A 15,878-nucleotide genomic window follows, 5' to 3' on the forward strand; every position below is an offset into this window, starting at 1 on the left:
ACGGGTGGTCGGGGTCCACATGAGAATCTCCAGGAAGGTCGCAATTCCTTGGAATCACGTGAACCTCGGCCCCTCAACTCCTTTCGAAACAGCCTCTAAGAACCGCCGGATCATCGCAGCAAGGAGATTGCGGCTCTCATCAAAGTCAACATCGGTCGCAATCAGCGGGAGCATGGGGGCGGCGTAGAGAATGGACACAAGCACCGCGCTGGTCTGATCGGGGTCAATACTCGCATCAACGTCGCCGCGCGCCTGTAAGGAAGGCAGTCCAAGGAAAGAAATACGTGACTAGGCGGAAGCGGAGAAGGCTCTCGCGGCCGACTAATCAACAACGCCCGTCATGCAACTCATCGTCACTGTCACGATCGGTCGCAGGAAGCGGCGCGATATGCCGTAAGGCCTCCACTGCAGACTTCATTGCAAAGCCATCTTCTGCGCCATACCGACGGCTAGGGATTCGACAACCGCGCGGACAGAGGGCAACTGTCCCCGACGATGCGGCATCAGCAGTGTCGTTGTTGCGCCGCCTGCATCCCATTCGGGGAGCACACGTACGAGACGACCGCTTTCAATGTGCGGCCACGCAAGACCGTGCGGCAGGTTGGCGATAGCTATTCCCGCAAGTGCCGCGTTGACGATCAGGTAGGGGTCATCAGTGAACAGCTTCGGACGCGGCTGTACCGTGACAACTCCACCGCTCGCGCTTCTCAGCGACCATATGAGAGAGTCCGGTGATCTCTCAGGGACAATTCCACAGTGTTCCGCCAACTCGTCCGGGCGGGAGAGACCGCCGTTGGCAGCCAGATACTCAGGTGCCGCAACAAGATAGTTCGGAGAATAGCCAAGCCGCCGTTGCACATAGTCGGAGTCCGGCAACGGATGTCGATGAGCACGGATCGCGATGTCAATGCCTTCCTGCACCAGGTCGGTGTAACGGCTAGTTACAACCAGTCCGATCTGAAGCTTGGGATACTGCCTCGTCAGTTCAGGCAGCAGATCGGCGAGCGCCATCTGTACGGTCGCCGTAGCGGCCGTGATCCTCACCAGGCCGCGGGGCTCAGAAAGGCGGCGCTTGACGGCATCTTCAGCGGCCTCGGCTTCGACCAGCGCCGCTGCCGCGTGACGATAGAAATCCTTTCCGGCGTCCGTTACCGCGAAACGCCGCGTCGTGCGCTGGATAAGCCGCACGCCAAGATCCTTTTCCAGTTCTGCAATGCGCTTGGAGATACTCGATTTTGGAACGTTCAGCGCCTTGGCAGCCGCTCCGAAACCCTGCCTGTCCACCACGTTGACGAAAAAGAAGAGGTCGTTGAGCTTCATGAATCTCACTCATTGTCCATACAGGTAGATAGTTTGTCTATTTATGCCGATCTACAATGTAATTGTTTCTGCTGATATGCAATCGCTCAAACGAAGCCAACGTCGAACAGGCCGCGTCAGGCAGTCCCCGTCACTCCCTTTCGCGGCCATGTTTGATTGGATGAGACGGTACGGAAGGGCGAAGAATGAGCATTGCCATCAAGACGAGCATCAATGCATGGCCAGCCGTGGCTTCCATCGCGATGGGCACATTTGTGATGGTTACCACCGAGCTCATGCCGATTGGCCTGCTTAGCCAGATTGCCCGTGACTTTGCTGTCTCCAATGGCACCGCAGGGTTGCTGATCTCGTTGCCAGGTCTGGTTGCGGCGGTGGTGGCGCCCTTGGCGACGCTCGCGGCAGGCAGGCTCGACCGCCGTCTGCTCCTCATTGTGCTGTCTTTGTTCCTTTTTGCCTCGAGCATGGCTTCGGCCGTGGCATCCAGCTTTGCGATGCTGTTGATCGCGCGGCTGGTCCTTGGGGTCTGTATCGGAGGCTTCTGGACCTTCTCCACACCGGTTGGACGACAACTCGTCCAGGCAAATGCGGGAGCCCGCGCCACCGCCATCATCATGGGTGGAATCTCGGCCGGCACGATCCTTGGCGTACCCGCGGGCACGCTGATCGCCGACGTGCTCAACTGGCGCGCCGCATTCGGCAGTGTTGCCGCCCTGGCTGCCGCGGCATGCATCTTTCAGATTCTTTCGATACCTTCGGTGACGGCAGGCAGAGCGATCACCCTGGGTACGTTGCTCGGCCTCATGACCATTCCACGAGCGCGAGCGGGCCTGATTGCCGTCGGGCTGATCGCCTCGGGCCAGTTCATGGCCTATACCTATCTCGAAGTCCTGATCACCGGGCCGATGGGCTGTGCCGGCGCTGCCCTGAGTGTGGTCCTTCTTGGCTACGGCGTCGCCGGGTTGATCGGCAACTTTGCCGGTGAACGCTTCGTCGGCTGGAATAGCCGCGGCACGTTCATCGCTACGGCCGTCTCCCTCTGCCTCACCATCGCGTTCGCTGCGCTCGTCCAATCGGCGGGGGCCGTTTCCTTCGCGATCGTGCTCCTGTGGGGCTTCGCCTTTGGGCTGATGCCGATCTGCGTGCAGGTCTGGCTTTATGAGGCGGCCCCCGATCGTTTCGAGGGCGGCTCGGCTCTCCTCGTGACCATACTGCAGATCGCAGTCGCATTCGGTGCCTGGGCCGGCGGCCGTCTGATCGACGCCTCCGGTATCGCGACCACGTTTCAGATTGCCGCGGGCTTCTGCCTGGTGGGCGGTGTGGTGATCGCCTTGCTGGGCCGGAAGCCCAATTGAACGCTGCCAGGCTCTCCGTCAGCGGGCAGTGCGTCCATTCAAGAAGAAGGAACGTCATCGTGACGAAATTGCATATCGGCATCATCCTCGGGACGACGAGGGAAGGGCGCTTCGTCGACATGCCTGCCGGCTGGATCAACGAGCACCTGTCGAAGCATGACGACATCCATACTGAAGTCATCGACCTGCGGGACTATCCCATGCCGTTCTTCGAAGAGACAACATCGCCGGCCTATGCGCGCCCCGGCAGCGATGTGGCTTGCCGCTGGGCAGCCAAGATTGCCGAGATGGATGGGTTCGTCTTCGTCACCGCCGAGTACAATCGCAGCATCCCCGGAGTGCTCAAGAATGCCCTGGACTACGCCTATCGCGAGTTCAACAAGAAGCCGGCTGCTTTTGTCGGATACGGTGGGGTGGGTGCCGCACGTGCCATCGAGCAACTGCGGCTCATCTCCGTCGAACTGCAACTTGTCCCCTTGCGCAATGCGGTCCATATCGCGATGGACCAATATCTCGCTATCGCCAATGGCGAGAAGCAGGTCGGAGATTTCGACTTCCTCAATGCAAGCGCCGTCTCGATGATCGAGGATCTTGTATGGTGGGGACAAGCTCTCGCTGGAGCGCGGAACCCCTCAAGACTTGCCGCTGATTGCTCTGGATCAAGAGCTCTCAACCCCATCACGCATCAGCCAGGTTGATCCTTCGGCGTCCGCCAAGCGATTGAGAAACCCCGGATCTAACCCGGACCGTCATACGCCGTTTGGCGGCATGGCTGGAGTTGGCGGAAGCAGACGATCGACACGGACCGGCAGCTTGAGATGCCGGCATATCGAGCGCCTGCGGACAGTCCGGAATTACCTGCGTCCCCGGTTAACGTTGGAAGGTCAGGTGGATGGTGCCGCTTTCTGCCGTTTCCGACTTCACGGCGTAGTTCTTTTCAAGGCCGCGCAGGTCATCCCACAGCCTGATCCCCCGCCCAAGCAGGATCGGCGCAATCGCCACATGAAGACGGTCAACCAGACCGGCTTTAAGATATTCACGAACGACGGTCGGACCGCCTCCAATCCGCACATCTTCCTGCCCGGCAACGTCCGTAGCCTTCTGGAGCGCGTCGTCAATCGAGGTGTTGATGAAATGAAATATCGTGCCACCTGCCATTTCCATGGAAGGCCGCGGATTATGGGTGAGGACGAAAACCGGGCAATGAAATGGGGGTTCTTCACCCCACCAACCACGCCAGTTCGGGTCATCGGGGTGGTCGTGGAAGCCGAATTTGCCAGCCCCCATGATTTCCGCACCGATACCCTCGAAATATTCCTTCGCATACTTGTCGTCGATGCCAGTCGTGCCCTTGCCGCTGGTGTCCTTGAAAACCTGCTCGTGAAAAGTCTTCGTGGCCACATATGCATCAACGAGACGCGACCAGTCCTCGCTGAACGGGTTATCGGGCGTCTGGTCCGTCGCCGTCGCGAAACCATCGAGCGAAATGAGAAGATCCACACGAACTGCCACCGAAGTCCTCCTTTATCGTGGTTGAACCTCAGGATATTAAACTAAGGTAAGTGCCTATGTATTTGCAAGCCGATACAAAGGCAAGTACCTTTTTGTCCTTGACGAGGGTCGCGGGCCGAATTACCAACTCACATGCCTTACCATTCAGCGCCGCTCGACCTGGCTTTTCACGCTCTCAGCGACCCGACCCGCAGAGCCGTGATTACCCGGCTCGTGGAGGGCGAATTGCCCGTGAGTGCCTTGGCCGAGCCTTTCGATATGGCGCTCCCGTCATTTTCACAGCATTTGAGAGTGCTGGAGGATTGCGGATTGATCGAAAGCGAGAAGCGCGGCCGCAGTCGCTGGTGCCGACTGGTGCCGACACGCTTCGAAGAGGCGGCGGACTGGATGGAGACGGAGCGTCGGCGATGGACCGAGCGGCTGGATCGGTTGGAAGTCTATCTGGACAGTGGGGGCCATAAAGAATGACGGATACAGCAAAATGGTTTGAGACCTGGTCGCCCGAACGCGAAATCGTTTTGGTGAAGGTATTGAATCACCCCCGCGAAACGGTGTTTGCCGCCTGGACGGATCCCAAGGCGCTGGCTGAGTGGTACGGGCCGGCAGGATTAAGCATCGAGACCCGCGAAGCCGACATCCGCGAAGGCGGGGTCTGGAGGTTCGACATGGTGGGAATCTTCGAGGGGCAGGAGCAGCGCTTCGAGAATCTGATGCGCTTTGTGGAAATTGCACCGAACGAGCGGATTGTAATCGACTATGGTACGCCAGACCCCGACGATCCCGATCGTTTCCATATGGTGGTGACATTCGACGAACAGGCCGACGGAAAGACGGTGTTGACGATGCGTCAGCTCCACCCCAGTCGCGCGCGGCGTCAGGCGGTCATCAGCTTCGGCGCGGTTGAATACGGGTTGCAGACGCTGGACGGCCTCGCCGCGTGGCTGGACAGTTGAGCGGTCGCCCGCTCGGTGCCGGGACCTGCCGACCGGCGACGGCCGAAGTGGCGTATCCCCGCGGTTTGCGCAAATATTGTGTTTGCCCTCTGGCAGTGGAAAAGACGAGCCGGGGCGCAGCCGCACACAAAGGGCGATTTGTGACTCAAATCGGGAAAACCGCCCTGACGATCGCCAACCATCGGCAGAAGTGCCGCCCTCCCAAAAGAGCGGCGAAGTGACGCCAGTGGCCGATCAGACAGGGCGAATTCGATAGGCGCAGCGGCGCGCGCCTTGAATGATATGCTCGGTCCGTTCGATATCGCAGGCGGGGCCCAGCATTTCCCTGAATATCGCCAGCTCGGATCTGCAGAAGCCCTGACAGGCGGTGGCTGCGGCACAGATCGGGCAATGGTTCTCGACCAGCAGCCAGCCGTCTCCGTCGTCGGCTTTGCAATACTCCGCCATATAGCCTTCGCGCGTGCGCAGTGTGGCCAATGCCGCGAGCCGTTGTTCCAGGGATTTCGCCTTGCCGATCTCGGCACGGTAGATGCGCCGCATTTCGTCTTCGCGCGCGGCGATCAACTGTTCGAGCGTGTCGTTGCCGAGAAGCTCGCGAATGTTGCGCAGCAGGCTGACGGTGATTTCGGCATGGGTGTCGGGAAACTGGGCGTGCCCATGCGACGTCAGGCGCCAGAACTGGGCCGGCCGGCCGACCCCGCGCGAGACAGCCTCGGTTTCAACCAGGTCTTCCGCTGCAAGCTTCGTAAGTTGCTGCCGCGCGTTCTCACCGGTCGTGCCGAGCACCTGCCCGAGATCGGACGCCGTCTGCGGCCCGCGGGTCTTCAAAAGGAGCAGGAGCCGCTGTGAAGGGGAGCGGTTGGATGGGGTTTCTTTTTCCAAGCTTGTGCTTGACATATTCGCGCTGTTCTTTATTCAAAGCAAGGGCTTGTTTTATAGAGTGTTTGGGGTTCGATCAAGGGAGCGGGTTCCCGGCAGGATGGTGCAGCGGTCCCACAAGGCATGACAAACTTTCGCTCGAGGCTCGAAGCCCGCATTGCCTCCGGACAAGGCAGCGCTCTTTTGCGTTTCACCTTGGGCTGTGCGTTTCGCAAGGATCGCGACCATCTCTCGGCGCTGCATCATTTGCGAGAGGCGGTGAAACTGGATCCCGACTACTCGGCCGCCTGGGTCATGTTGGTCAAAACCTACGCCGAGGCTGGGAACCATCACGATGCGCTGGACGCATGCCGGATCGGAGTGACCGTGGCCGACCGAAATGGCGACATCCAGGTCTCTCGGCAAATGCGCGTGTTTCTGAAACGCCTGGGGGCGAGATTGCAGCAACATGCTCCGAATGCCGGCGGCAGTGCCGACCATTAGGTCTCGTGCACCTCTCGTCGATGGCCGGGCCAGGCATGAATGACGGCCGGCTGAACAAAATATTTGATAGAACAGTATCCTGCCGGCACTCGGCGTGGTGCCGATATGTGGTCCATGAGCGTGGATACCAGACACTGTCTGCAACAACCCGCGGAAGGATGTTGCTGACCATTGAGACGGACTGTCGTCATCTCTTGAGAGTTGAGTCATGAAGAACGAAGCCCTTGTTGCGAACTGCGTCGGAACCTACGAAGAACGGGTCCCCGTCAATGCACTTCGCGGGCATTTTCATCGCGCGTGGTTCAAGCGATATCCGCGGGAGGTCCCGAAAACGGTCCAGGTCGCTCCGGACGGTTGTGTCGACCTGCTTTGGTGCGACGATCGTTTCGTTGTCGCGGGGCCCGATGCCACCGCCGCCAGTTCCAATTTGCGATCGGGCGGATTCGTTCTCGGAATGCGCTTCAAACCAGGGGCTGCGCGCCGTTGGCTTGACATGCCGATGACGGAGATCGTCGGCATGCAGGTCGACATGCAGGACATTTGGGGACAAAGGGCCCGCGAGATCGCCGAAAGAATGCAGGAAGCGAGCGGTCTGGAAGATCAATTCGGCCTGTTGAATGCATTGCTTGCGAAGATGGCGCCGTCGATAGAGCCTGTTTCGGGGGAGGGGGCGGCGATATTCGGGGCGCTTGAGCGCGGCGTGGGAAACGATACCGGTGGGCAGGTAGACATATTGGCCGCTGGGTTGGCTGTCAGTGGGCGAACGCTGCGGCGCAGAAGTCGAGAGCTTTTCGGATACGGCCCGAAGACCCTTCACCGGATACTTCGCTTCCAGCAATTTATGGCGCTGGCCCGGCTTCCCGGCGGCCGAGGCCTGGCGGAATTGGCGTGCGCGGCGGGATACTCGGATCAGGCCCATCTCAATCGCGAAGTCCGCGCACTCTGTTCAATGACCGCCGGAGATCTGGTTCGGCAGATCGCCTCCTGAATGGCCGTTTTGTTCAATACGGACCGTGTCTTTCGCCCTACCGTCGGCCTGCCTACAGACTTTCAAGGAGGCCTCATGGGTACGAAAGGCAATGATCGACAGATCGACAATATCGAGTTCAACGTGAGCGACATCGAGCGCTCGCGGGAGTTTTATGGAAAAGCGTTCGGCTGGACATTCACCGATTACGGACCGACCTATTGCGAATTCACCGACGGGCGGTTGACGGGTGGTCTGACCACGAGCGGGCCGGTCGGGTCCGGCGGTCCACTCGTCATTCTTTATGCCGACGACCTTGCCGAAACGCAGAAACGTGTCGAAGCGGCGGGCGCCAGGATCGTCAAGCCGGCATTTGCCTTTCCCGGTGGCCTACGGTTTCATTTTCAGGATCCCGACGGTTACGAGCTCGCCGTTTGGTCCGAGAATTAGTCGCGATGGCCGCATATTTGTACGATGCCGGGCTGTTCTTGCTTGGCGGTGTTTTTGCATGGGTCGGAATTGAACACTTTCTCCGGTTCGAAACGATTGCGGCCCAGCTCGCCGAACAGGACTTTCCCGCGCCGCGTCTCCTGCTGGCAGCAGGCTCCATTGTGGAAATCATCGCCGGCGTCTGCCTCGCCGCCGGTTTTGCCGTGCCATATGCGGCGGCGGCTCTGATCGCGTTCACGATTGCCGCCAATATGCTGGTTCTCACCTTCTGGCGTCATTCCGGTCCGCAGAGACAGGGACTGCGGTCCGCTTTCATCGTCAACTTTGCCGTTGTCGGAGGATTGCTCGCTGTTGCGGCCGGAGCGCGTTGAATATTGAAACGAAGAGGCGGATGGCGATCCGCCTCGTTCGCCACACGCTTCTCATCGCATTGCAGTTGCGGCCGCATGGCGGCGGGCAGCGCGATCGCCGGACCAGTCCACCGCCGCCTCATCGGCAAGCGGAGGCGCGCCACATGGTCCTGCGGCGAGTTCGCAACCGCAGGCTTCATCGAGGATAAAATCACGAAACGCGGCCAGACGCTGGTCCTTCGTTTGTCCTTCCGGCCAGGTGAGCGCATAGACATGCGATGCAAGCGCCACGACGTTCTCGCCATAGGGTCTGACAAGTCGTCCTGCCGCGAGTTCGGCGTTGATCATCGGTGAGCGGCCAAGCGCGATCCCCAGCCCGTCGATCGCCGCGGAAAGCGCCACGCCATAGTGGCTGAAGCGCAGCCGCGGTTGTTGTGCTGTGCCCGTGTCCACATTCAAGCGCTTTAGCCAGAATCCCCAATCCATCGCCTGGTCCGGAGCCGGCTCTTCCTCGATCAGCGTGTGGGCCGTGAGATCGAATCTCTGCGCGCTTCCTCCGCTGCGGTCCAGCAGTGCCGGGCTGCAGACCGGATAGCTCTCCTCGCGAAACAGCAACAATTCGTTTTCCGCGGTCGGCCGATTGGCGGGATGCGCGACGATCGCCGCATCGAAGCCGTCGCGCGCGAAATCCGGCGCGCGAAAGTCGAGCATCGACAACCGGATCTCGATGTTGGGATGAAGCGTTGCCAGCCGACCGAGGCGCGGCACCAGCCACCAGGTCGCAAAGGCGGTTGGAACGGCAATGGTGAGGATGCCGGACTGACTCTTGCAACGGATGCGGTCCGTCGCCCCTAGAATCATGTCGAGCCCGGCTCGCACGGCCTCCAGCAGGATCTTGCCGTCCGCGGTCAACTCGATCCCGGGATTGTGGCGCCAGAACAGCGGGACACCGAGAAACTCTTCGAGCGCCTTGATCTGATGGCTGACCGCGCTCTGTGTGAGCGACAGATCTCCCGCAGCAAGCGTAAAGCTGCCCTTGCGCGCGACCGCCTCGAATGTCCGCAAAGTCGTCAAGGGCGGGACCGAACGATAGGAATTTGCGGAGGCGTTCCACATGGGATCATCTCCCCATTGTTTGAGCCGACTTCACGGCTTGCCGGAAGTCGGCCCCAGTTTCAGACGCGTGCGAGCTCAGCCTCCGCGAACTCATAATTCGCAAGCCTTTCGAGGAAGTTCGCCACATAGTCGGGGCGACGATTGCGGAAATCCACGTAGTAGCTGTGTTCCCACACGTCGAGGCCGAGCAGTGCCTTGCCTTGGCCGGCGGCCAGCGGATTGCCCGCATTGGCGCTCTTGGTGACCTTCAGCTTCCCGTCATCGCCAAGCACGAGCCACGCCCATCCCGAGCCGAATTGCGTGGTCGCCGCCGTTTTGAACGCGTCCTTGAACGCTTCCACGCTGCCGAAATCCTCGCCGATCTTCTTTTCGAGCGACCCCGGCATCCCGCCGCCCTTGGGCGAAAGCGCCTGCCAGAACAGGATATGGTTCCAGTGCTGACCGGCATTGTTGAACACCGGCGCGAGGTCGGCCTGACCGGCGGCCAGCAGGATGATGTCTTCGAGAGATTTATCCTTCAGCGCGTCGTTCTTTTCCACGAAGCCGTTCAGTGCCGTTACATAGGCCTGATGGTGTTTGCCATGATGAAGCTCCAGCGTCTCCTGGCTCATCCCTGCGGCGGCGAGAGTGCTGGTGGAATAGGGAAGGGCGGGAAGTTCGAATGCCACGATCGGCTCCTTTCGGATATCTGAAGGTGAGTGACCTCGTTGCCCAATGTTCCAAGGGTACGAACCCACCTTTATCGATGGATGCTGTTGTCAGGCGATTGATTTGGGAACGCGCACCCTATTTTGTCAAGTAATAACTTGGAGAATAAATCTCTGCCTTGCGCTACTTCGGGCGCTACCACTGGCTGACTGGGCCTCGATCCGGTTCGCCGAATACCGAACTTACGGTTCGATTTCCCTGCGCGAATAGAAGCAATCTGCGATCGATCATACGATTTTCGCCGGGCGGCGCTCTCCAACTCTCGTGCCAGCCTGACGGCAGGGCGACCAGAACCGGCTTTCGGCCAATACCGCATGAATTCATCTAATGGGATCGTGAGGAGTTATAATTTGCATAGTAATTAATTGGAAAAGTATAACAGCCCTACTCATGATTTCGGCGTAGGCCCTGTGGTGGGACGGGCCGATCTCCTGACCACGAACCACGGGCAGGATCGTTATCCGTCGAGAACGCTCCACCCGAACGAGAACAACGACGGAGAGCTGAATGACAACCAAAGGATCCTGGGGCGAATTGTTCCGCGGCCGCTCCGCCTTGCAGGCGATTACGCTGTCAGGCGGCGTCGGACTGCACGCCGTCAATGTCTATGTCGCGACGACAATCCTCCCATCTGTGGTGCGCGACATTGGCGGCCTCGACTATTATGCCTGGAATACAACCTTGTTCGTGGTCGCGTCCATTGTCGGTTCGGCTCTATCGGCCCGGCCGTTGCAGACCTTCGGGCCCCGCGGAGCGTTCGGCCTCGCCCTGCTGCTTTTCACCGCCGGCTCTCTGGTCTGCGGCGTCGCTCCCTCCATGCAGGTCATGCTTGTGGGGCGCACACTGCAGGGCTTTGGCGGTGGCCTGGTCTTCGCACTGTCCTACGTCATCATTCGGCTGATCTACAGCGAAGCCCTGTGGCCCCGCGCCATGGCGCTGGTCTCCGGCATGTGGGGCATTTCAACCCTGTTCGGACCGGCGGTGGGTGGCATCTTTGCCGAGATGGATGCCTGGCGAGCAGCATTCTGGACCGTGGCGGGCATTGCAGTCCTGCTCCTGTTGCTTGCCTTCGCAGTTCTGCCAAAACGGACGACCGACGAGGATAGACGGGCGCCGATAGCTTTCGCGCAACTTGTCCTGCTAGCCGGAGCGGTGCTGGCCATATCGATCGGCAGCGTCTCCAAGGCCATCAATCACAACATCATCGGCATCGCTGTAGCGCTGTTGCTGGTTATGCTCCTTTGCGTGATCGAGGGGCGGGCGTCGACGCGCCTGTTTCCACATCGTGCCCTCAATGTGTTTTCGCCGGTCGGAGCCGCATACGCCGCCCTTGCGCTCCTCGTCTTCTCCGTTCCGGGCAGTGAGATCTTCGTCCCCTATTTCCTCCAGATCCTGCATGGGCTTTCACCGCTTGCCGCCGGTTATCTGGCCGCCGTGATGGCTGCCAGCTGGACCGTTGCGCAGATTGGCGGGGCAGGCCTTGAGGGCAGCGGAGCGCGCAAGGCAATTATGTTGGCGGGTCCGATCATGATTGTTGGCTTTCTCGGCATGGCCTGGCTCACGCCGATTCAAAGCGACGTTGATGTCAAGCTGCTGGCAGCGCTTGTCGTTGCCTTGCTGCTGATAGGCTTCGGCGTTGGCCTCGCATGGCCGCATCTTCTGACACGCGTCCTGCACGTCGCGCCCGAGGACGAACAAAATCTGGCAGCATCGGCCATCACCACGATCCAGCTCTTCGCCACCGCGCTTGGCGCCGCCGTGGCGGGAATGATCGCCAACCTGGCCGGGCTGACCAACCCGGGCGGTGTCGAGGGGGCGGCCACCGCCGCCCATTGGCTCTTCCTGCTCTTCGCCATTGCACCGCTCTTGGCGTTTCCCGTTGCCATCTCGATTACAAACGGGATGCGTGCCGCCAGCAGGAGTACCGGCGTGGAAGATGCCGGCGTCGCTGGCTACTGAACGAATGCATATAAGCTCCGCGACATGCCACCTAGTAGTGTCGCGGAGATTCAATTTGTCCCCCAATCCGCGTAGGAGGTCACCGGCCTCTCCATACCACTACAGAGGTATCGATCGGCAGCGACCGTGAAATTTCTTCACCGATATCGTGTCAGGGATTAAGCTATGCGCAGAAGACCCTACAGCAGGAGCAACCGCGAAATTGTTGAGCGCTCGGTATTCAGCGGGCGCATTCCGATGGCTGCTCTCGTTCAGACGCGCGCAGTCGCGGAACATCTGAGTTTTCGTTGTGCTGCTGCTGCACTCGGCAGCAGCCAATCGAGCGTAAGCGCACGCGTGAAAGCACTGGAGGAAGAACTCGGTGTTCTTCTGTTCGAGCGCAACACGCGGGGTGTGCGGCTGACAGAGGCTGGCCGCCAGTTTGTCAGCGAGATTGAGGCCGCTTTGGGGATACTAGACCGCGCTATCAAAACTGCTGGAATGCACGCGCGTGGTGAACGAGGCACACTGCGCGTCGGCGTTTACGCTCTTGTCTCGGGCGGGACGCTCGATGTGCTTTTGGAACGCTTTCGTAGGTCGCATGCAGATGTGACATTGGATATAGCAGAGACGTCCGCGAGAGAAGCTCAGGTCCAAGTGCGAGACGGACATCTCGATGTTGCCTTTATGCCATATGCCAACGAGGTATCGGATCTACATTCCCGATTACTCTGGCGAGACCGGTTGATGGTGGCTCTTCCGGAGACGCATCCGCTATCGAAAATGCAACATGTCGAATGGTCCCAACTTGCGGATGAGAATTTTCTTGTTCGTCGTGGCGGCGCAGGTCCCCAAGTTCATGACCTGATTCTGGACCGTTCGGCCGGCCGCCGGCCAGTTCCTAATATCATCCACTTTGACGTCGGTCGTGATACTCTTTTGTCAATGATCGCAGCTGGCTATGGGATTTCGGTATTTGTCGAGGAGAATGCAACAATCATAGCGCGGAATGTCGCTTTCGTGCCGATCAGTGACGAACCTGAATCCGCACCGTTTTCGGCAGTTTGGTCGCCCAAGAACAGCAAGCCGGCTCTTAGGAAACTCTTCATGCTCGCTGCCGATATACTGCGGATTCCCCAATCGACATAATTCTCTTGCTTGCTTGGTTCTGCATCAATAGGCAACCCATCCCATTTGCCGCCGATAGCATCCGGCAGCCCTCCCGTGGCGTGTTTTCTGTTGCCTATCGCTCGAATGCCTACTCTGATCGGCTCCACCTCTTTTGCCGATTGGAGCCGGTATGCGCGGAGGCCGAATACTCTGGGGGCAGATCACCGTCGTCTTCACCATTGTCCTGATGATGACCTGGGCGGCGACACAATGGACCGCATGGCGGCTCGGTTTCCAGCCCCAGCTCGGCAATCCATGGTTCGACCTAGCCGGCTGGCCGGTCTATTACCCGCCGGCTTTCTTTTGGTGGTGGTTCTCCTTCGACGCCTATGCGCCGGCGATCTTTGTCGAGGGCGCGATCATTGCCGCGTCCGGCGGTTTTATCGCTGTCGCTGCAGCAATCCTCATGTCGATTATCCGGGCACGGGAAGCCCGGAACGTCGTCACCTACGGTTCGGCACGATGGGCCGAGGACAAGGAAATACACGCTGCCGGGCTGCTCGACTCTGATGGCGTCGTGCTCGGCCAATACGACCACAACTATCTGCGCCATGATGGTCCTGAACATGTTTTGTGCTTCGCACCAACGCGCAGCGGCAAGGGTGTCGGGCTCGTCGTGCCGACGCTGCTGACCTGGCCGGGAAGCTGCATTGTCCATGACATCAAGGGCGAGAACTGGACGCTGACAGCGGGTTTCCGAGCGAAGCACGGCCGCGTCCTGCTGTTCGATCCGACCAACGCGAAATCGTCTGCCTACAACCCGCTGCTGGAGGTGCGGCAGGGGGAATGGGAAGTCCGCGATGTGCAGAACATCGCGGACATTCTCGTCGATCCCGAAGGCAGCCTCGACAAGCGCAATCATTGGGAAAAAACCAGCCATGCCTTGCTGGTCGGTGCAATCCTGCACGTCCTTTATGCCGAGCCCGACAAAACCTTGGCCGGCGTCGCCAATTTCCTGTCCGATCCAAAGCGGCCAGTCGAAGTCACACTACGCGCTATGATGGACACGCCGCATCTCGGCGAGGCCGGTGTGCATCCCGTCGTGGCGTCGGCGGCGCGCGAGTTGCTAAACAAGGCAGATAACGAACGATCGGGCGTACTGTCCACGGCCATGTCATTTCTCGGCCTCTACCGCGATCCCGTCGTCGCCAGGGTAACGCGACGCTGCGCCTGGCGCATCGCCGATCTTGTCGGAAGCAAGGAGCCGGTTAGCCTCTACCTGGTCGTGCCGCCGTCCGACATCAATCGCACCAAACCGCTCATCCGCCTGATCCTCAACCAGATCGGGCGCAGGTTGACCGAGGAACTGGAGACAGCCGGCAAGCGGCATCGTCTGCTGCTGATGTTGGACGAGTTTCCGGCGCTCGGCAGGCTGGACTTCTTCGAGTCAGCCTTGGCGTTCATGGCTGGCTACGGTCTCAAGAGCTTCCTCATCGCGCAATCGCTCAACCAGATCGAGCGCGCCTATGGGCAGAACAACTCGATCCTCGACAATTGCCATGTCCGCGTCGCCTTCGCCACCAATGACGAACGCACGGCCAAGCGCGTGTCAGACTCGCTCGGCACTGCGACCGAGCAGCGCGACTCCGCCAACTATGCTGGGCACCGGCTCGCGCCCTGGCTCGGGCATCTCATGGTCTCAAGGCAGGAGACCGCACGCCCGCTGCTGACGCCCGGTGAGATCATGCAGCTCCCGCCTGCCGACGAGATCGTCATGGTCGCGGGCACCCCGCCGATCCGAGCGAAGAAGGCACGCTATTTCGAGGATACGCGCTTCACTGAGCGGGTTGTATCGCCGCCCGTTCTTGCGCCCGTTCCGGCCGGCACCCAATCCGCAACAGACGATTGGTCGAGCCGGATCGTCGCGATGGAAAGCGATCCCGTTCCGGTCGCCGCGGACCAGGCTGAGGGCGATCCGGCGAATGCCGGTATTCGCCGCGAGCCGGAACTGCCCGAACATGAGGAAATCGTCCCGCCGTCTTCTCCGCCCGCGCACGAATTCGACATGCTGGACGACGAACCTGACGTCGACACGAACAAGGCTCGTGCCATGCGCGTACGCATGCGCACTGTCGCACGGCAGGCGTCGATGAACCCCGACGACGGCATCGAGTTTTGAGGGAGGCATCATGACGACCCGAACCCGCATGAACGTCTATTTCGATCCCGAACTGCTCAAGCAGGTCGAGTCGCTATCTCTGCGCCGCAAGGTTTCCAAGTCCGCCATTGTCGAGGCCGCGGTAGCATTCTTCCTGTCCGGCGATTCCGCCGAGCAACTCGAGGCGGCAATGTCACGCCGTCTGGACAAGCTCGGTCGCCAGGTCGACGGGCTCGACGAAGATCTTGCCGTCCTCGGCGAGACCGTCTCGCTGTTCATCCGCTTCTGGTTGACCGTTACGCCACCGCTGCCGGAAGGCGCGCAGACGTCAGCGCGAGCGAAAGGCGCGGAGCGGTTCGAGGGTTTCATGCAAAGCCTTGGCCGGAAACTGGCGACGGGAGACAGGTTCCTGAAAGAATTGTCGCGTGATATCGATTCGTTTGACGACGATCCATCGCCAGATCAATCCGACGCGAACAGCGACCGTTCCTGAATATTTAACCCTTCCTATTTGCCGCCGTTCACCGCCGATGGCCGCACGCGCGTAAATACTTGTTGAACCAGCCCGAGTTCGGGTTTTCT

17 protein-coding genes are annotated in these 15,878 nt (G+C 60.0%); 12 read left to right on the forward strand and 5 right to left on the reverse strand.

Annotated elements, in window-relative coordinates; genetic code table 11:
- Positions 1-414: 414 nt before the first annotated feature.
- Positions 415-1,320, reverse strand: coding sequence for a LysR substrate-binding domain-containing protein (locus tag AC07E3_RS19730; protein ID WP_478364273.1), 906 nt, complete (start codon positions 1,318-1,320; stop codon positions 415-417).
- A 185-nt stretch (positions 1,321-1,505) separates the two neighbouring features.
- Between AC07E3_RS19730 and AC07E3_RS19735 the strand changes: the two genes are divergently transcribed.
- On the forward strand, positions 1,506-2,672 hold the full coding sequence (locus AC07E3_RS19735; protein ID WP_478364275.1) for an MFS transporter: 1,167 nt from the start codon (positions 1,506-1,508) through the stop codon (positions 2,670-2,672).
- 59 nt (positions 2,673-2,731) lie between these two features.
- Positions 2,732-3,370: an NADPH-dependent FMN reductase gene (locus tag AC07E3_RS19740; protein WP_478364277.1), complete on the forward strand. Its 639-nt coding sequence runs from the start codon at positions 2,732-2,734 to the stop codon at positions 3,368-3,370.
- Between the two features lie 172 nt (positions 3,371-3,542).
- On the opposite strand, the gene AC07E3_RS19745 is transcribed toward AC07E3_RS19740, so the two are convergent.
- Positions 3,543-4,184 (reverse strand): dihydrofolate reductase family protein, encoded by a 642-nt coding sequence (locus AC07E3_RS19745; protein ID WP_478364279.1) that lies wholly within the window; start codon positions 4,182-4,184, stop codon positions 3,543-3,545.
- Between the two features lie 132 nt (positions 4,185-4,316).
- On the opposite strand from AC07E3_RS19745, the gene AC07E3_RS19750 reads away from it, so the two are divergent.
- Both AC07E3_RS19750 and AC07E3_RS19755 read left to right on the forward strand, forming a co-directional pair.
- On the forward strand, positions 4,317-4,652 hold the full coding sequence (locus AC07E3_RS19750; RefSeq protein ID WP_478364281.1) for an ArsR/SmtB family transcription factor: 336 nt from the start codon (positions 4,317-4,319) through the stop codon (positions 4,650-4,652).
- The gene (locus tag AC07E3_RS19755; RefSeq protein ID WP_478364283.1) at positions 4,649-5,137 is read left to right on the forward strand and encodes an SRPBCC family protein; all 489 of its coding nucleotides are present in this window, start codon (positions 4,649-4,651) and stop codon (positions 5,135-5,137) included. The genes AC07E3_RS19750 and AC07E3_RS19755 overlap by 4 nt, the downstream gene beginning before the upstream one ends.
- A 234-nt stretch (positions 5,138-5,371) precedes the next feature.
- Here the strand turns inward: AC07E3_RS19755 and AC07E3_RS19760 are convergent, their stop codons facing one another.
- Positions 5,372-6,034, reverse strand: a complete 663-nt coding sequence (locus AC07E3_RS19760) for a helix-turn-helix transcriptional regulator (RefSeq protein ID WP_478364285.1) — start codon at positions 6,032-6,034, stop codon at positions 5,372-5,374.
- 105 nt (positions 6,035-6,139) lie between these two features.
- Here AC07E3_RS19760 and AC07E3_RS19765 point away from each other — a divergent pair, with 105 nt between their 5' ends.
- The 4 genes from AC07E3_RS19765 (at position 6,140) to AC07E3_RS19780 (ending at position 8,287) form a co-directional block, all read left to right on the forward strand.
- Entirely contained in the window at positions 6,140-6,499 is a 360-nt protein-coding gene (locus AC07E3_RS19765) for a tetratricopeptide repeat protein (protein WP_478364287.1), read from the forward strand.
- 208 nt (positions 6,500-6,707) lie between these two features.
- Positions 6,708-7,487, forward strand: a complete 780-nt coding sequence (locus AC07E3_RS19770) for a DUF6597 domain-containing transcriptional factor (RefSeq protein WP_478364289.1) — start codon at positions 6,708-6,710, stop codon at positions 7,485-7,487.
- Positions 7,488-7,562: 75 nt separating this feature from the next.
- Positions 7,563-7,916 carry a VOC family protein gene (locus AC07E3_RS19775; protein ID WP_478364291.1) on the forward strand — a complete coding sequence of 118 codons (354 nt, stop codon included), beginning with the start codon at positions 7,563-7,565 and terminating at the stop codon, positions 7,914-7,916.
- 5 nt (positions 7,917-7,921) lie between these two features.
- The gene (locus AC07E3_RS19780) at positions 7,922-8,287 is read left to right on the forward strand and encodes a DoxX family protein (RefSeq protein ID WP_478364293.1); all 366 of its coding nucleotides are present in this window, start codon (positions 7,922-7,924) and stop codon (positions 8,285-8,287) included.
- 51 nt (positions 8,288-8,338) lie between these two features.
- Here the strand turns inward: AC07E3_RS19780 and AC07E3_RS19785 are convergent, their stop codons facing one another.
- Together AC07E3_RS19785 and AC07E3_RS19790 are read right to left on the reverse strand one after the other, a co-directional pair.
- Positions 8,339-9,382: a LysR substrate-binding domain-containing protein gene (locus AC07E3_RS19785; RefSeq protein WP_478364295.1), complete on the reverse strand. Its 1,044-nt coding sequence runs from the start codon at positions 9,380-9,382 to the stop codon at positions 8,339-8,341.
- A gap of 59 nt (positions 9,383-9,441) precedes the next feature.
- Entirely contained in the window at positions 9,442-10,050 is a 609-nt protein-coding gene (locus tag AC07E3_RS19790; RefSeq protein ID WP_478364297.1) for a superoxide dismutase, read from the reverse strand.
- Between the two features lie 547 nt (positions 10,051-10,597).
- Here AC07E3_RS19790 and AC07E3_RS19795 point away from each other — a divergent pair.
- The 4 genes from AC07E3_RS19795 (at position 10,598) to AC07E3_RS19810 (ending at position 15,789) form a co-directional block, all read left to right on the forward strand.
- Positions 10,598-12,049: an MFS transporter gene (locus AC07E3_RS19795; protein WP_478364299.1), complete on the forward strand. Its 1,452-nt coding sequence runs from the start codon at positions 10,598-10,600 to the stop codon at positions 12,047-12,049.
- A 165-nt stretch (positions 12,050-12,214) separates the two neighbouring features.
- The gene (locus AC07E3_RS19800) at positions 12,215-13,177 is read left to right on the forward strand and encodes a LysR family transcriptional regulator (RefSeq protein WP_478364301.1); all 963 of its coding nucleotides are present in this window, start codon (positions 12,215-12,217) and stop codon (positions 13,175-13,177) included.
- 151 nt (positions 13,178-13,328) lie between these two features.
- Positions 13,329-15,317, forward strand: coding sequence for a conjugal transfer protein TraG (locus AC07E3_RS19805; RefSeq protein ID WP_478364303.1), 1,989 nt, complete (start codon positions 13,329-13,331; stop codon positions 15,315-15,317).
- Positions 15,318-15,327: 10 nt separating this feature from the next.
- On the forward strand, positions 15,328-15,789 hold the full coding sequence (locus AC07E3_RS19810; protein WP_478364305.1) for a ribbon-helix-helix domain-containing protein: 462 nt from the start codon (positions 15,328-15,330) through the stop codon (positions 15,787-15,789).
- The last annotated feature ends 89 nt before the right edge of the window (positions 15,790-15,878 follow it).

The organism is Nitratireductor lacus (genome assembly GCF_056431025.1).

Coding starts and splice junctions, on each gene's coding strand:
- AC07E3_RS19760 (WP_478364285.1), bottom strand. CDS start 6,034: ATGTCAAGCACAAGCTTGGAAAAAGAAACCCCATCCAACCGCTCCCCT.
- AC07E3_RS19730 (WP_478364273.1), bottom strand. CDS start 1,320: ATGAAGCTCAACGACCTCTTCTTTTTCGTCAACGTGGTGGACAGGCAG.
- AC07E3_RS19735 (WP_478364275.1), top strand. CDS start 1,506: ATGAGCATTGCCATCAAGACGAGCATCAATGCATGGCCAGCCGTGGCT.
- AC07E3_RS19800 (WP_478364301.1), top strand. CDS start 12,215: ATGCGCAGAAGACCCTACAGCAGGAGCAACCGCGAAATTGTTGAGCGC.
- AC07E3_RS19805 (WP_478364303.1), top strand. CDS start 13,329: ATGCGCGGAGGCCGAATACTCTGGGGGCAGATCACCGTCGTCTTCACC.
- AC07E3_RS19765 (WP_478364287.1), top strand. CDS start 6,140: ATGACAAACTTTCGCTCGAGGCTCGAAGCCCGCATTGCCTCCGGACAA.
- AC07E3_RS19780 (WP_478364293.1), top strand. CDS start 7,922: ATGGCCGCATATTTGTACGATGCCGGGCTGTTCTTGCTTGGCGGTGTT.
- AC07E3_RS19795 (WP_478364299.1), top strand. CDS start 10,598: ATGACAACCAAAGGATCCTGGGGCGAATTGTTCCGCGGCCGCTCCGCC.
- AC07E3_RS19755 (WP_478364283.1), top strand. CDS start 4,649: ATGACGGATACAGCAAAATGGTTTGAGACCTGGTCGCCCGAACGCGAA.
- AC07E3_RS19770 (WP_478364289.1), top strand. CDS start 6,708: ATGAAGAACGAAGCCCTTGTTGCGAACTGCGTCGGAACCTACGAAGAA.
- AC07E3_RS19785 (WP_478364295.1), bottom strand. CDS start 9,382: ATGTGGAACGCCTCCGCAAATTCCTATCGTTCGGTCCCGCCCTTGACG.
- AC07E3_RS19775 (WP_478364291.1), top strand. CDS start 7,563: ATGGGTACGAAAGGCAATGATCGACAGATCGACAATATCGAGTTCAAC.
- AC07E3_RS19810 (WP_478364305.1), top strand. CDS start 15,328: ATGACGACCCGAACCCGCATGAACGTCTATTTCGATCCCGAACTGCTC.
- AC07E3_RS19750 (WP_478364281.1), top strand. CDS start 4,317: ATGCCTTACCATTCAGCGCCGCTCGACCTGGCTTTTCACGCTCTCAGC.